The organism is Variovorax sp. (assembly GCF_035634955.1).
GTDB lineage: Bacteria > Pseudomonadota > Gammaproteobacteria > Burkholderiales > Burkholderiaceae_C > Variovorax.
Genome location: NZ_DASQBZ010000015.1, coordinates 492,155 through 507,297, shown reverse-complemented (window position 1 = coordinate 507,297; position 15,143 = coordinate 492,155). Strand labels below are relative to the sequence as shown.

The window sequence follows — 15,143 nt, the reverse complement described above, 5'->3', positions numbered from 1 at the left end:
TCGAGGAGAAACGACTCATGAAGGCTGCCTGGGCCCCTCACAAGCACCCGATGACCCTGCTCGCCAGCCTGCTGGCCGCCGCCGCCCCGGCTTGGGCCCAGTCGCAGGTGCAGGCCACGCCGGCCGGCACCTTGCCCGAAGTGCGCGTGAATGCCGACGCGGTGCCGGAAACCGCGGCCACACCGGTGATCGGCTACCGCGCGAAGAACGCCATCAGCGCCACCAAGACCGACACCCCGCTGTCGGAGACGCCGCAATCGGTGACCATCGTGCCGCGCGACGAACTGGTGGACCGCGGCGTCACCAACATGCAGGACGCCCTGAACTACTCGGCCGGCGTGCGTTCCGACGCGTATGGCCTGGACGCGCGCACCGATTCGGTCCGCATCCGCGGCAGCTACCCGGACGTCTATCTGGACGGCCTGCGCCAGAACTACGGCTACTACACCAGCACCACGCGCACCGAGCCCTATACGCTCGAGCGTGTCGAAGTGCTGCGAGGGCCCTCCGGCATGCTGTTCGGCTCGGGCACCGCTGCCGGCATCGTGAACATGGTCAGCAAGCGCCCCCAGGTGGAGACGCAACGTGAAGTGGGCGTCGAACTGGGCAACTATGGCCGCAAGCAGATCCAGACCGACCTCACCGGCGCCCTGAGCGCCGACGGCGACTGGTCGTACCGGCTGGTGGCCCTGGCGCGCAAGTCCGACACCCAGGTCGACTACGTGCCGGACGACCGGACGGTGCTGATGCCGTCGCTGACCTGGCGCCCCAGCGGCGCCACCTCGCTGACGCTGCAGGCGCTCTACCAGAAGGACAGCAGCGGCAGCAGCTCCCAGTTCTTCCCCTGGGAGGGCACGCTGCTGGGCAACCCCAACGGCCAGCTGCCGCGCAGCCGCTTCATCGGCGAACCGGGCGACTACTACGACAGCGAGCGCGCCACTTTCGGCTGGCAGTTCGAGCACCGCTTCGACGATGCCTGGTCGTTCCGCCAGAACTTCCGCTGGGCAAAGAACGAGAACGACAACCGCTACCACTGGGGCGACTCCTTCACCATCCCCGGCGGCTGGGGGTCCGATCCGATCAACAAGCGCATCCTCGGCCGCTACCTGGACTACCAGCTGACCAAGAACGAGATGTACGTGATGGACAACAACGTCACGGGGCGCTTTGCCACCGGCGCGCTGCAGCACACGCTGCTGATCGGCGCCGACTTCTCGCGCCAGCGCGAGAACGTGTACGGCGGCACGGTCGGCTACAGCGAGATCGACGCCTATGCGCCGGTCTACGGCAACCTGCAGCTGCCGGCCACGCGCGACCCGCTGCCGCGCACCCGGCAGGACAGCCAGGGCTACTACGTCCAGGACCAGATGAAATGGAACAACTGGGTGTTCCTGGCCGGTCTGCGATACGACCAGACCACGTCCGGTGCAGAGGATTCGATCGAGCAGGACGACGACGCGACCACCAAGCGCTTTGCGCTGCTGTATGCGCATCCCGCCGGCTGGTCGCCCTATGTGAGCTATGCCGAGTCGTTCACGCCGCAATCGCCCCAGAACGGGCAGTTGCTCAAGCCGCTGCGCGGCGAGCAATGGGAACTGGGCGTCAAGTACGAGCCGAAGCAGCAGGCGCTGGCCTTCAACGCCGCCGTCTATGACCTGCGCGAGAAGGAACGCACGACCTCGCCCATGCCGGAGGTGATCGAGCAGCTCGACGACACCCGTGCACGCGGGGTCGAACTCGAAGCACGCGGACGTATCGGCAGCGCGATGGACCTGATCGCCAACTATACGTACACGGACGTGGACGACATCATCGAAGGCCTGCCCGAGCATCAGGCAAGCGTCTGGGCAAAGTACCGTTTCGCCGTTGGCGACACCGGCGGCTTCTCGGTCGGCGCCGGGGTGCGCTACCTGAGCTCGTTCCGCGACCTGTCGTACGGCGTTGGCCCGCGCGTGCCGAGCGCCACGCTGCTCGACGCCATGATCGCGTGGGAAAATCCGCGCTGGCGCCTGGCCCTGAACGTCAACAACCTGACGGACAAGAACTACTTCAGCACCTGCCTGTCGCGCGGCGACTGCTGGTGGGGCGCCGGCCGCACGGCGGTCGCCAGCGCCACCTACCGCTTCTGACGTACCGACGCAGCCCCGCCGCGCCTCGCAGCCCATGAAAGACCACGCAGCATGAAAGCCAAAGCCATCAAGTCCTGGAGCTGGATCCACAAGTGGAGCAGCCTGGTGTGCACCGCCTTCATGCTGCTTCTTTGCGTCACCGGACTGCCACTGATCTTTCATCACGAGATCGGGCATCTGCTGGGCACCGAGGTGGAGGCGCCGCCGATGACCGGCGAGGCGGACCGTCAGCGCGTCAGCCTCGACGAGGTGATCCGCAACGCCCACGCGCTGCATCCCGACCGGGTGGTGCAGTTCGTCTCGCCCGACGAGGACGACGACCGCGTCTGGTTCGTCACCCTGACGCCGACGCCGGCGCCGACGGACGACTTCAAGTCGGTCGCCGTGGACGCCCGCAATGGCCAGGTGCTGGCGCAGCCGAAGTTCGACGAGGGCTTCATGTGGGTCATGTTCAAGCTCCATGTCGACCTGTTCGCCGGCCTGCCGGGCAAGCTCTTTTTGGGGCTGATGGGCCTGCTGCTGCTGGTGGCCATCGTCAGCGGCGTGGTGCTGTATTCGCCTTTCATGCGCAAGCTCGAGTTCGGCACGGTGCGCCGCGAGCGCCGCACGCGCCTGAAATGGCTGGACCTGCACAACCTGCTGGGCATCGTGACGCTGGTGTGGGCCTTCGTGGTCGGCGCCACCGGCATGATCAACACCTGGGCCGACCTGCTCATCAAGTACTGGCAGTACGACCAGCTCAGCCACATCCTGCAGCCCTACCAGGGCCAGCCGCTGGTGCCGGCGGCCGAGCGCGCATCGGTGCAGAAGTCGCTGGACGTGGCCCTGGCCACGGCGCCGCATACCAAGCCGTCGTTCATCGCCTTTCCCGGCACCGCGTTTTCCAGCCCGCACCACAACACCGTGTTCCTGCGCGGCAACGAACCGCTGACCTCGAAGCTGCTGCATCCCGTGCTGGTCGACGCGAAGACCAATGCCGTCACCGCCAGCCCGGCGCTGCCCTGGTACCTGACCGCGCTGCTGGTGTCGCAGCCGCTGCACTTCGGCGACTACGGCGGCATGCCGATGCAGATCATCTGGGCGGTGCTCGACATCGCCACCATCATCGTGCTGGGCAGCGGCCTGTACCTGTGGCTCAAGCGGGGCGACCCGACGCATGTGCATGCACCCAAGGAGGCGCGCGCCGGGCCATCGCCCGGCGCCGTGCCGCCGCTGGGCGAGCCGGGACTGGCCGGCCACGCGGCCCGCAGCCGCGCTGAAGCGGGGCAGGCTTCATCGCTGGGGACCAGCGCATGAGCCATCGCCACACGACGCTCCAGCACGACAGGCCGTCCATGCCGTTCTGGCGCCTCTGGGGCTGGCCGATCGTGCTCGGGCTCCTGACCGCGGTGGGCCTGGTCTCCGCATTGTTCAGCGACGGCGGCGCAGGCGACGTGCTGGCCTGGATCGCGCTGGGCATTCCCGTGCTGGTCGGTGCCTGGTACGGCTGGGGGCGGCGGGCAAGCCGGTAGCGCTTCCGGCCGCGCCTTCGAGGCGCTCAACCGTCCGTGCGCTCGAAACGCGGGTCGCCACGCACGTGCGCCTGCAGGAAGTCGAGCACCACCCGCACCCGGGCCGGCAGGCGTCCGGGCCGCCCCAGATAGACCGCGTGAATCGGCTCGAGCTCGCGCGGGTTGAAGTCTTCGAGCACCCGCACCAGGCGGCCCGCTTCGCAGTCGTCATGCGTCTGGTAGTTGGACAGGCGCGCCAGGCCGGCATCCGCCAGCGCCAGCATGCGCAGGGTTTCTCCGTCGCCGGCGCGCAGGCTGGCCTGCGTCGGCATGGTCACTGCCTCGCCCTGCACCACGAACGGCCAGTCCGGCACCCGGCGCCGGTAGCTGAAGTCGAGCCGCCGATGCGCGCCCAGATCCTCGGGCCGGCGCGGCGTGCCGCAGCGCGCGAGGTAGCCCGGGGAAGCCACGACCGACTGCGCCGTGGCACCGAGCGGCCTCGCCACGAGGTCCGACGCCGGCAGCGGCCCCCAGCGCACGGCGATGTCGGCCCGCGCCTCCAGCAGGTCCACCACGCGGTCGGTGACCGCCATGTCGATGGCCAGTTCCGGATACAGCGCAGCCAGGCGCGGCAGCAGGGGCGCAATGACAAGGTGCCCGAAGGCGCTGCTGGCGTTGATCGCCACGCGTCCGCGCGGCGCGCTGGCCGCGCCAAGGCTGCGCTCGGCCTCGTCGATGTCGGCCAGCACGCGCACGCTGCGCTCGTAGAACTGCTCGCCCTCCTGTGTCAGCTGCAAGGCGCGAGTGGAACGGCGCACCAGCTGCGCGCCCAGACGTGCCTCCATCCGGGCGACCAGCTTGCTGACGGCCGATGGGGTCATGCCCAGCACGCGGCCGGCGGCGGAAAAGCCGCCGCGATCGCACACCTGCACGAAGACTTCCATTTCGCCGGAGCGGTTGACGTCGATGCGGGGCATGGCGGGATTCTTGTGAATTGATTTCACATATCCTAATCTTCAGGGCCGTCTATTCAAAAGCGCGGCCGCCCCGCAAAGTAGCGGCATCATGCCAATCTCACTTCTTGCACTGGCTGCGGGCGCCTTCGGCATCGGCAGCACCGAATTCGTCATCATGGGCCTGCTGCTGCAGGTCAGCGCCGACCTGCACGTCGGGCTGACCACCGCCGGCCTGCTCATCTCCGGTTATGCGCTGGGGGTTGCCGCTGGCGCGCCGCTGCTCACGCTGGCCATGCGCAGGTTGCCGCGCAAGCGGGTGCTGCTGGCGCTGATGGCCATCTTCACGCTCGGCAACATCGCCTGCGCGGTGGCGCCCAGTTACGGCTGGCTGATGGCGGCGCGCGTACTCACGGCGCTGGCCCACGGCACGTTCTTCGGCGTCGGCTCGGTGGTCGCCACCGGGCTCGTGGCGCCGGACCGACGCGCCTCGGCCATCGCGATCATGTTCACCGGCCTGACAGCCGCCACCCTGCTGGGCGTGCCCGCCGGCGCATGGATCGGCCTGCATTTCGGCTGGCGGGCCACGTTCTGGGCGGTCAGCCTGATCGGCGTGGTGGCGTTCGCCGCCATTGCATGGTGGGTGCCGGCGATCCGCGAAGACCGGGCCGTGCCCGCGCTGCGCGAAGAACTGGCGGTACTGGCGCGCCCGGGCGTCCTTCGCGGCCTGGCACTCACGGTGCTCGGGTTCGCCGGGGTCTTTGCCGTGGTGACCTACATCCAGCCCTTGCTGACCCAGGTGACGGGCATGCCGCAGGCTGCCGTCTCGGCGGTGCTGCTGGTGTTCGGTGGCGGCTTCGCCGTGGGCAACCTGCTCGGTGGGCGGCTGGCGGACCGCGGCGCCCTGCCGGCCGTGCTGGGCACGCTGGCGGCATTGGCCATCGTGCTGGCTGGCATGCAGTGGGCGATCGGGTCGGCATGGACGGCGGTGCCGTACTTCGCGCTACTCGGCGCCGCCGCCTTCGCCACGGCCGCGCCGATGCAGATGCGCGTGCTGGACCAGGCGGCCGGCGCCGGGCAGAACCTGGCGTCCAGCCTCAACATCGCCGCCTTCAATCTGGGCAACGCGCTGGGCGCATGGGCCGGCGGGATGACGGTCGACCATGGCCCCGGGCTGCCCGCCCTCGGCTGGGTGGCCGCACTTCTCACGCTGTCGGGCCTGGCGATCGCGCTGTGGAGCCGCGGCGCGGATCGCAGCGCTGAACCGGGGGCCCTGCAGCGGGCGTGCCCTAGAACAGGCGCCGCTGGTTGATCAGCGATGCCAGGCGCGCCACGCCGCCGGACCCGCTGGCCGCGCGCCCGATGAACGCGCCCGCCAGAGCGCCAATCAATGCACGCGAGAGAAATGACCGGTCGCCGCGACCGGCGGTGACCATCAACGCGATGCCGACGCCCAGCACGAGCAAATGCTCGCCCGGAAAGTCGGCACGGCTGTTGTCGGCCTCGCGAACCGATCGGATCCAGTCTTGGGTGGTGCTCATTCAGCCTCCTTGGCAAAAGTCCATTGAAAGCGACCGGGGATTCGCCCCGACGCACTGTACGACCGAACGCCAAGCGCATGGTGTTCACTCGCTTCAAGACACCGCGCATCGTCTTCGTCACTCGGTTTGCCGACACTGTGGGACGCGCGAGCCGCGGCGCCTGTGAGACGCGGACGGGCGCGGATGTCGCCGAATGCCGATCGCACGAATGGTCGTGCCGCACGCCTGTTCGTGAACCGTTCCTACATTCCACGGGCGCCGTCGCGCTCATCCTGTCGGCGTCGAAGCAGATTCAGGAGATCACCATGCCGGACGATCCGAGCAAGACCGGGAGCGATCGAAAGCTGATCGCGCTGGAACAGGAGCATGAAGTGCGCACGTGGACCGCCAGCCTCGGCTGCTCCGAGGAGAAATTGCGCGAGGCGGTCAAGGCAGTCGGCAACTCTGCCGATGCGGTGCGCGCCTATCTCGCGCGACAGCGGTAGGCGGAGCGGGCGCGCCCAGTCAGCGCGCGCTGCCTGCGTTGTGGGCGCCCGGCAGCGGCGGCGCCGCTTGCGATCGCGATGCGCCACGAAGCCACCAGACCTGATAGGCCGAGCCGACCAGGAATATGAGGAACAACACGCCGACCACCATTTGGAGGTCCGGGTCGTCCGGCCCCGTGAAGAATGGTCTGCCTACGGGCAGGCGGGTGAATGTCTCGGTCACCCCTGGAATCATGTGAAAGAACAGGGTCAGGGAAAAGGCCACGGTCTGCACAGAAGGCCAAGTCCCGCCGAACAAGCGGCTGCCGGCTGGCCACAGCGCCAGGCCCAATACCAGCAACGTCACGATGGCCAGCGCATGCGGCACGCCGAAGCCGCCGCGCTGGAAAATTCCCAGTGCGGTAAGGCAGGTCAGCGCGGTTGCCCAGGTGTAGACCTTGCCTAGCGAATTGCCAGGATCGATGCGGCCGTCCCGTAGCAAGGCACCGAATCCGGCCGCCAGGGCGACCAGGGAGACGAGGGTATGAACCGTTCCCAGCGTGGTGAGTCCGAGCATGGCGTTCTCCTTGGCAAGGCAACCATGATGGACGCAGGCCACGGCTGCGGCATGCCCAGAATGAAGTATTTGCGGCTCGGCCAAAGGGGATAGATCGCGGCCAGACGCACCACTACAGCGCAAAAGAAAGGAGGGGATCGCCCCCCTCCTTCTTCATCGTAGCGTCGGTCTGGAGACGACTACTTCGGCGTGACGGTATAGCGGATGGTCGCGGGTGCGCCGGCCGTGAGGTCGCCCTCCTTGACGCCGCGGAACGCATTCTCGGCATCCGCGCCGGCCTTTGCCGCCGCCGTGACCTGCGCGACCAGCCCCTCGTACGCCGTGGGGTCGGCTGCCGTCAGTGCCACCTCGTAGTGGCCGTCCGACGCGATGCTGTTGACCGAGTTGCCGCCTTGCAGGGCGGAGACCGTATAGCTGCCGGGCGGCAAGCCGGCCTTCTGCAGCAGGATCAGCGAGCGACCGGCAGCATGCAGCGCGCTCGTGCGCCCGTAATTGCCATTGCTGTGGCCTCCCGGCCCTTGAAACTCGACCACGAGGCCGCCGCTTGTCTGGGCAAGAGCCGGGGCGCCGATGGCACCCAGAACGGCAACGCACAGAAACGAACCAATCGTCTTCTTCATCATGAACTCCTTGCTCACTGGACTTGTGCCGTACGCGGACCGATGGGACCGGCCAATGGCGGCACGACGGTGCCGTCGGCGGCGTGGAAGCCGGCGCTGATGAGCGCCGCAGTCATCGCGCGCTGGATGCGCAGGGCTTCCATGTCTGGATTGCCGCGCGTGCTCCACTCCCAGAATGCGTGGGTGCCACCACTGCCCGCCGTCGACGCCAGGTTCCAGTTGTAGGTCGGCACGCCGATCGCCGCGGGCACGTTGTCGTTCAGGCTTCCCGCGCCGGTGTCCAGCTGGGTCTGCTTGTCCACGCCCACGGTCTGCGCGGCCTGCCAGCCGGCCTGGATGGCGATGTCGCTCTTGTCCTGGTTGACGTGCGCGGGACGCAGGCCGAACCACACAAGCTCCTTCGTCACGGCCTGGGCGCTGCCCTCGGCCGCGCCGTAGCGCGCGTTCTCATCGCTCACGCCGGCCTGGAACAAAGGCTCGATCGCGGCGCGCACCTCGTCCAGTGTCTCGGTGAGCGGAGAACGCATGTCGACCAGGATCGTGCAGCTCGGCACCACCGTACTGCCGGAGGCCGGCGCCTCGCAGCTGGCCTGCCCCACGGTGTAGGTGGTCCTGGGGGCGCCTTCGCGCAACTCGGACGGCGTTCTCACGTCGGCGATCTTCGCCACCGTCGCGGCCATCGCCTCGAGTGCGCTCGGCTGGTTCGGCCCCGGGGTCGCGGGCGCCTTGTACTTCATCTCGAAGCGGTAGCTGCCGAGGAAGTTGATGGAGCCGCCGCCCTCGTTGCCGAAGTTGGTCACGAAGTTCAGCGGGTTGGTGCCGGTCCCGCGATCCTGGTCATAGCCGTACAGCTGCTTCATGCCGGCCAGGTTGCCCTTGCCTTCCTCGCCCGCGGTGCCGCAGATCCAGATGTCGTAGACCGGCTTGATGTTGTGCTTCTTCATCATCTGCGCCAGCGTCATCACACCAGTGGTATTGCCCATGGCATCGCCGATGCCCGGCACATACCTGCGCACGCCGCCGCCGTCTCGCGCAGCATTGGCGTCCTTGAACCAGCGGCTTGCCTGGGCATAGTTGGAGTCCTCGACGATGCGGCCCCCGGCATCGAATGCGAGCTGGTCCGCGATCATGTCCAGCTCCGAAGGCAGCGTGACGATCGGCTGGCTGATGGGCTGCAGCCGGATCGGTTGGTACGGATTGCTGTCGGGCGGCAGCACTTCGGGATTCACCACGTCGATGTGCGACTCGACCAGGACCTTCGGAAACTGCCCGTTGTAGGACTGGGCGCCCGGCGTGCTGGAGTAGGACCCCTTGATCTCCACGCAGGCGTTGTAGACCGGCATGCCGTCGACGATCTGCACGTCGGAACCCGGCAGGTTGCCGTCGGCACTCGTCTTCACTTCGTCGGGCGAGAAGCCCCACTCGCCGGCCATCCTGCGGTGGATCTCGGCCGCCATGCGGTACTCGTAGCGAGAGGGCGAGGCGATGCGCACCAGTTCCATGTGCTGGTTGAAACGTCCCTTCGCGTTCTCGGGCGTGAGCAAGTCCTGGACGACCGCGGCGACCTGCGCGTCCGACGTGATCTTCTCGGCAGCGGCCACCACCTCGGGGGAGATCGTGGGAACGTTCGAGCTGCTCGGCGGCGGTGCCGGCGGAGGAGGCGGCGGTGGAGGTGCGGGTGGTTCGACCTCGCCGCCAGGCGGGGGTGCCGGCGGCGGGTCGTTGTCGCTTCCGCCGCAAGCCGTCAGGACCAGGGCCGATGCCAGGAACAGCAGGCGCAGGTTACTCAGTCTTTCTGCCATGAACTTCACTCCTCGTTGGGTCGTCGAATCGGGGGCATCCGAAAGATCGGCCGGCAGTCCCGGCCGTTCGATTTCGCCAGTCGTGCCAGCACACGATGACGCCTCTCCTATTGCAATGCATGTGCCACGCCGAACACGCGCCGCACCGCGCGAGAAATCCAATCAAATCAACGGCATCGAGGAACCCGTTCGCCGACGGGGAACGGAAAGCCGCACCCGGGGGCGCGAGCGCAGACGGAATTCCGTCGCGCCGCCGCGCGCTCAGGACAGGCCGTACTTGCGCACCTTGTCCGCCAGTGTGGTCTTTGGTATGCGCAATGCCCGCGCGCTATGCGCGACGTTGCCCTGGTTGCGGCTGAGCTCTGCGGCGATCAGGTCGCGCTCGTAGCCGTCGACCATCTCGGTGAGCGAGGGCGCGGCCACATCGGCGCCGCCGTTCGCCTGGGCGCCGAGCACGCCGCTCGGAATACCCAGCACGAGGCAGTCGGCCACGTTGCGCAACTCGCGCACGTTGCCGGGCCAGTCATGCGCCATGAGCCGGCGCATCTGGTCCTGCGTGACGCCCGGGTGCGGCCGGCCATAGCGGCTGGCGGCCAGCAGCATGAAATGCTCGGTCAGCAGCGGGATGTCCTCGCGGCGCTCGCGCAGCGCCGGCAGCTCGATGGTGACCACATTGAGCCGGTAGTACAGGTCCGCCCGGAAGGTGCCGTCCTTGGCCCGCTGCAGCAGGTTTTCCTTGGTCGCGGCCACCACGCGCACGTCCACCTGCATGCCTTCGTTGGACCCCAGCCGCTCCACGCGCCGCTCCTGCAGCACGCGAAGCAGCTTGATCTGCATGCCGGTGGGCATGGATTCGAGCTCGTCCAGGAACAGCGTGCCCTGGTGCGCGTGCTCGATCTTCCCGATGCGCCGCTTCTGCGCGCCCGTGAACGCGCCGGACTCGTGGCCGAAGAGTTCGCTGTCGAGCAGCGCGTCGGGCATGCCGCCGCAGTTGAGGGCGACGAATGGGCTGCTTCTTCGCATCGAATGCGTATGCAGTGCCTGCGCCACGACCTCCTTGCCGGTGCCGGTCTCGCCGTGCACCAGCACGTCGACCGGCGAGTCGGCCACCTCGCCGATGAGATGCCGCATGCGCTGCATCTGCGGCGAGTTGCCGATCAGCTGGCTCTCCAGGCCCGCGCGGCTGGCGAGTGACTTGCGCAGCGCCGCAACCTCAAGCGTCAGGGCGCGCTTTTCCAGCGCGCGCCGCACCACCTCGACGAGCACGTCGGGCGAGAACGGCTTGGGGATGAAGTCGTAGGCGCCACTGCGCATGGCCTCGACGGCCAGACCCACGTCGCCGTGGCCGGTGATCATGATCAAGGGCAGGTCGGCATCGCGCTGGCGGCACCACCGGATGAGCTCCAGGCCGTCCTGCCCGGGCAACTGCATGTCGGTCACCACCACGCCGGCGAAGCCCGGCGCAACCAGGCCGTGCGCCTCCTCGGCCGAGGTGACGGCGCGCACGACGATGCCCGCCAGCTGCATGGCCTGCACGCAGCCGAGCTGCAAGTGGGGATCGTCCTCCACGATCAGGACACTGAGGTCGGAGAGCTTCATGGTGTCGATGGGGCCTCGGCCGGTATCTGCAGCCGGAAGCAGGTGCCGCTGCCATGGCGGTCGAGCGCCAGGATATCGCCGCCGAATCCGCGGACGATGTCGCGCGAGATCACCAGTCCCAGGCCCAGGCCGGCGCCGGGCGCCTTGGTCGTGAAGAACGGCTCGAACAGCTGCTCGCGCGCCTCGGGCGACAGGCCGGCGCCATTGTCCTCGATGTCGATCCAGGTCCAGCGCCCGCCGCCGTTCATGCGCAGGTGCGTGCCGGCACGCAGCGACAGGCAGGGCTGCGGCGTGTCGGCCATGGCGTCCAGGGCGTTTCCGATCAGGTTGATCAGCACCTGCTCCAGCCGGTTGGCGTCGCACCAGGCGAACACCGTTCCGGGGGCGCAGGCATTGATCACCTCGACCTTCATCTTGCGCTGGCGCGGGCCGTACAGGAACAGGGCGTTGCTGAGGGTCTGCCCGATGTCGGTGGCACCATGCACGGCGTCGGACTTGCGCGCGAAGGCCTTGAGAGGCTGGATGATGTTGCCCATCTGGTCGGTCAGCCGCCCGATGATCTGCAGGTTGCCGGCCAGCGGGTCGAGCTGGCCGCGGCGCAGGAACTCCTCCGCGTTGCCCGACAGCGTGCGGACCGCGCCCAGAGGCTGCGTCAGTTCATGCGTGATGCCGGCCGCCAGCTGGCCCAGCACGGCCATCTTGGCGGTCTGCACCAGCTCATCCTGCGCCGCGCGCAGCGACTGCTCTGCCTGCTCGCGGTCGCGCACCTCGCGCTTTAGCAGCGCGTTGGCCTCGGTCAGGTCCTGCGTGCGGGCCTCGACTTTCGACTCCAGCTCGACGTTGGCGCTTTCCAGCAGCCGCCGTGCCTCGTGCCGCTGCCGCTGGATGCGCCGCGCCTGCACCAGCACGAGCACCAGCAGCACGACGAAGGCCGCGGCCACGGCCGACATCACGCCCTGCATGAGCGCTGCGTGATGCACCTCCTTGAGGTCCAGGAACAGCATGACGCGCCAGTCCATGCCGTCGAGCGGGCGCGTCAGCACGAGCTGCTCGCCGATCTGCTGGCTCTCGGCCTGCTCGTCCAGGCGCGGCGACATGGGGAACTGACGGATCTGCAGGTCGGCATACATCCGCGTCAGCTGCATGTCCACGCGCTGCTCGAGCGTCACGGGCGCGAGCGCGGTGTAGCGCCAGGGCAGGTACGAGCTGTGGATCACCACCCGATTGGCGTCCGCCAGCAGCGCCGGCACGCCCACCATGCTCCAGGTCTGGTCGATCGGATCCAGGCTGATCTTGATGGCGGCCACGCCGACCACCTGCGCGCCGTCGCGGATCGGGTGGGAGACGAAGTAGCCCGGGATGCGCCCGTCCACGCCGATGGCGAAATGACGGCCGACGCGACCCGACAAGGCCTCCAGGAAATACGGGCGGAACGACACGTCCGTGCCGAGCATGCTGTCGTCCGGATGGCTGTCGTTGCTCGACGCCACCACGACACCACGCACGTCCAGCGTGAACGCCGCCAGGCTGCCCACGTGCGCATTGAGCCGGCGCAGGTAGGAATTGGCCGCGGCCACGCGCTCGGGCGACACCGGTCCGCGCAGCAGCGCCAGGATCTCCGGGTTCAGCTGGATCGTGGCGGGCACGTGCTCGAGCCGCTTGGCCATGCCTTCCACCGCCGAGGCGAACAGGTCAAGCCGATGGTTCGCCTCGCTCTGCAGTTGTTGTGTTCCGGCCTGCTCCCCTTGCCGGTACGACAGCACCCCGCTGACGCCCATCAGCGCCAGGGCCGCGACGCTGGCCAGCAGGCGCCTGGCGGCGCGGGTGCGGAAGAAATTTCTCTGGCCGCGCACGCGCTCAATCGATCGGCAGGTCGTTCGGCTTGCGATACAACTCCACCAGATCCGGCGACGCCGGCCAGTTCAGGTTCAGTCCGCGCGGCGGGATCGGCTGCTCGAACCACTTGGCGTAGATGCGCATGGCTTCGCCGGACTGCATCTGCTGCGTCAACGCAGCATCGACGATGCGCTTGAACTCGCGGTCGCCGCTGCGCATCATGCAGCCGTAGACCTCCGAAGACATGGGCGAGCCGACGACCACCCAGCGGTCCGGGTCGTGAGCCTTGGCGCGCTCGCCGTACAGCAGGGCGTCGTCCATCATGAAGGCATCGACCCGTCCCGCCTCCAGCAGCGCGAACGACTCGTCGTGGTCCTTGGCGACCACGATGCTGAACTTGCGGCCGATGCCCTCGTTGAACAGTCGAAGCAGGCGCTCCGAGGTGGTGGCGGCAGTGACGACCACGCGCTTGCGGGCGAGGTCGGGAAAGTCGTAGATGCCGGAGTCGCGCGCCGTCATCAGGCGCGTGCCGATCTTGAAGATCGACACCGAGAACGCCACCTGGCGAGCGCGCTCGCGGTTGTGCGTGGTGGAACCGCATTCGATGTCGACCGCGCCGTTCTGCACCAGCGCCATCCGGTTCTGCGGCGTGACCGGCACGAGCTTGATCGTCAGCGCCGGCAACTTCAGCTCGGTCTTGATCGCGTCCAGCACGCGCAGCATGAGTTCGTGCGAGTAGCCGACCACCTGGCGCCGGTTGTCGTAGTACGAAAACGGTACAGAGGATTCGCGGTGGCCAAGATTGATGGTGCCCGTGTCGGCAATGCGCTTGAGGGTGTCGATGGGCTGCGCAACCACGGTGCTGACGCAGCAGAACAGGGAGACGGAAACGAGCAGGAGACGCAGCATGGGCGGGCGCGCGGGAGACGAATGTCAGACACCGTTTCCCAGCACGCATTGTGCCAGCGGCGCCGACGTGTCGCCGGTACAGGGGCGGGCGGGTCGGGGCCCTGTCGATGCGGACGGTTTTCCGGCTGGCCCGCTCGGGGCGGCACGGAAATCCGTCCTTCGCGCGCCGGCGTGGCATCCTTGAGTCATTCCAACATGAAGACTCAGGAGATACGCATGAACTTCCGCCGGCTCACCGTTCTTGCCTGCGCGGGCGCTGCCGCACTCGGCATGGCCCTGCCCGCCGCCGCCCAGGCCCAACCCTGGCCGACCAAACCGATCCGCTTCGTCGTGCCCTTCTCGGCCGGCGGTGCCAACGATCTCATGGCGCGCGCTGCCGCCGAAGGGGCCTCCAAAGTCCTCGGCCAACCGATCGTCATCGAGAACAAGCCCGGCGCCGGCGCCATGCTCGGCACCGACGTCGTGGCCAAGAGCGCGCCCGACGGCTACACCTTCCTGGTCAGCGCCGCCGGCGTGGTGTCCAACAGCATGATCCGCAAGAGCGTGCCGTACAAGGACAGCGACCTGGTGCCGGTGGCCATGATCGGCCTTGCGCCATCGGTCATCGTGGCGCCGGCCGACGCGCCCTACAAGGACCTGAAGGAATTCGTTGCCGCCTCGAAGAAGGGCCAGGGGCTCCACTTCGCGACGGCCGGCACCGGCAGCACGCCCCACTTCGTGGAAGGCCTGCTGGAGAAGGACCACGGCGCCAAGCTCGACGTGGTGCCCTACAAGAGCGGGTCCGAGTCGATCACCGCCGTGCTCGGCAACCAGGTGGACGCCACCTCCGAGGCCAGCATCGTGGTGCTGCCTTACATTCGCAGCGGCAAGCTCAAGGCCCTGGCGACCACGTGGACGCAGCGCATCTCGGCCTACCCGCAGCTGTCGACTGCGATGGAGCAGGGCTTCGACGACATCCGCATCGCGCACTGGGCCGGCGTGCATGCGCCGGCCGGCACGCCGCCGGCGATTCTCGACAAGATGGCCGACGCCGTCGACAAGGCCATGAAGGACCCGGCAACCGTGAAGCGGCTCAAGGAAATGGGCATCGAACCCGTCGGCGGCGACCGCGCCGCCTTCGTCAAGTTCGTGGACGAGGAAAGGGCCCGCCTCGGCGCAGTCGTCAAGGCGACTGGCATGAAGGAAGACTGAGGGCCTGCAGTTTTCCGGGGGACCGAAGTCCC

The 15,143-nt window shown here is 68.1% G+C and carries 14 protein-coding genes; 6 read left to right on the top strand and 8 right to left on the bottom strand.

The window, feature by feature from the left end:
• Nucleotides 1-17: 17 nt before the first annotated feature.
• From VES41_RS07335 to VES41_RS07325, 3 genes are read left to right on the top strand one after another with little or no spacing between them, the layout of a single operon-like run.
• A complete protein-coding gene (locus tag VES41_RS07335; RefSeq protein WP_324814879.1) occupies nucleotides 18-2,129 on the top strand; it encodes a TonB-dependent siderophore receptor in 2,112 nt (703 codons plus the stop codon).
• Nucleotides 2,130-2,180: 51 nt separating this feature from the next.
• Complete coding sequence (locus VES41_RS07330) at nucleotides 2,181-3,425, top strand: PepSY domain-containing protein (RefSeq protein WP_324814876.1); 1,245 nt, start codon at nucleotides 2,181-2,183, stop codon at nucleotides 3,423-3,425.
• A complete protein-coding gene (locus tag VES41_RS07325; RefSeq protein WP_324814873.1) occupies nucleotides 3,422-3,640 on the top strand; it encodes a hypothetical protein in 219 nt (72 codons plus the stop codon). The genes VES41_RS07330 and VES41_RS07325 overlap by 4 nt, the downstream gene beginning before the upstream one ends.
• A 26-nt stretch (nucleotides 3,641-3,666) precedes the next feature.
• On the opposite strand, the gene VES41_RS07320 is transcribed toward VES41_RS07325, so the two are convergent.
• Nucleotides 3,667-4,596: a LysR family transcriptional regulator gene (locus tag VES41_RS07320; RefSeq protein ID WP_324814870.1), complete on the bottom strand. Its 930-nt coding sequence runs from the start codon at nucleotides 4,594-4,596 to the stop codon at nucleotides 3,667-3,669.
• Between the two features lie 88 nt (nucleotides 4,597-4,684).
• On the opposite strand from VES41_RS07320, the gene VES41_RS07315 reads away from it, so the two are divergent.
• Nucleotides 4,685-5,884, top strand: coding sequence for an MFS transporter (locus VES41_RS07315; protein WP_324814867.1), 1,200 nt, complete (start codon nucleotides 4,685-4,687; stop codon nucleotides 5,882-5,884).
• Here VES41_RS07315 and VES41_RS07310 read toward each other — a convergent pair.
• Nucleotides 5,862-6,113, bottom strand: a complete 252-nt coding sequence (locus VES41_RS07310) for a hypothetical protein (protein WP_324814864.1) — start codon at nucleotides 6,111-6,113, stop codon at nucleotides 5,862-5,864. The two genes, VES41_RS07315 and VES41_RS07310, sit on opposite strands and share 23 nt — an antisense overlap.
• Before the next feature lie 77 nt (nucleotides 6,114-6,190).
• Here VES41_RS07310 and VES41_RS07305 point away from each other — a divergent pair, with 77 nt between their 5' ends.
• Entirely contained in the window at nucleotides 6,191-6,598 is a 408-nt protein-coding gene (locus VES41_RS07305) for a DUF3606 domain-containing protein (protein ID WP_324814862.1), read from the top strand.
• Nucleotides 6,599-6,617: 19 nt separating this feature from the next.
• On the opposite strand, the gene VES41_RS07300 is transcribed toward VES41_RS07305, so the two are convergent.
• The 6 genes from VES41_RS07300 to VES41_RS07275 form a co-directional block, all read right to left on the bottom strand.
• Entirely contained in the window at nucleotides 6,618-7,154 is a 537-nt protein-coding gene (locus VES41_RS07300; RefSeq protein WP_324814859.1) for a hypothetical protein, read from the bottom strand.
• A gap of 179 nt (nucleotides 7,155-7,333) precedes the next feature.
• A complete protein-coding gene (locus VES41_RS07295) occupies nucleotides 7,334-7,774 on the bottom strand; it encodes a peptidase dimerization domain-containing protein (protein ID WP_324814857.1) in 441 nt (146 codons plus the stop codon).
• 14 nt (nucleotides 7,775-7,788) lie between these two features.
• Nucleotides 7,789-9,576: a peptidase M20 gene (locus VES41_RS07290; protein WP_324814853.1), complete on the bottom strand. Its 1,788-nt coding sequence runs from the start codon at nucleotides 9,574-9,576 to the stop codon at nucleotides 7,789-7,791.
• Between the two features lie 261 nt (nucleotides 9,577-9,837).
• Nucleotides 9,838-11,175, bottom strand: a complete 1,338-nt coding sequence (locus VES41_RS07285; protein WP_324814850.1) for a sigma-54 dependent transcriptional regulator — start codon at nucleotides 11,173-11,175, stop codon at nucleotides 9,838-9,840.
• The gene (locus VES41_RS07280) at nucleotides 11,172-13,028 is read right to left on the bottom strand and encodes an ATP-binding protein (RefSeq protein ID WP_324814847.1); all 1,857 of its coding nucleotides are present in this window, start codon (nucleotides 13,026-13,028) and stop codon (nucleotides 11,172-11,174) included. The genes VES41_RS07285 and VES41_RS07280 overlap by 4 nt, the downstream gene beginning before the upstream one ends.
• 4 nt (nucleotides 13,029-13,032) lie before the next feature.
• A complete protein-coding gene (locus VES41_RS07275) occupies nucleotides 13,033-13,920 on the bottom strand; it encodes a transporter substrate-binding domain-containing protein (protein WP_324814844.1) in 888 nt (295 codons plus the stop codon).
• Between the two features lie 195 nt (nucleotides 13,921-14,115).
• Here VES41_RS07275 and VES41_RS07270 point away from each other — a divergent pair, with 195 nt between their 5' ends.
• On the top strand, nucleotides 14,116-15,111 hold the full coding sequence (locus VES41_RS07270; protein ID WP_414719054.1) for a tripartite tricarboxylate transporter substrate binding protein: 996 nt from the start codon (nucleotides 14,116-14,118) through the stop codon (nucleotides 15,109-15,111).
• Nucleotides 15,112-15,143: the final 32 nt, after the last annotated feature.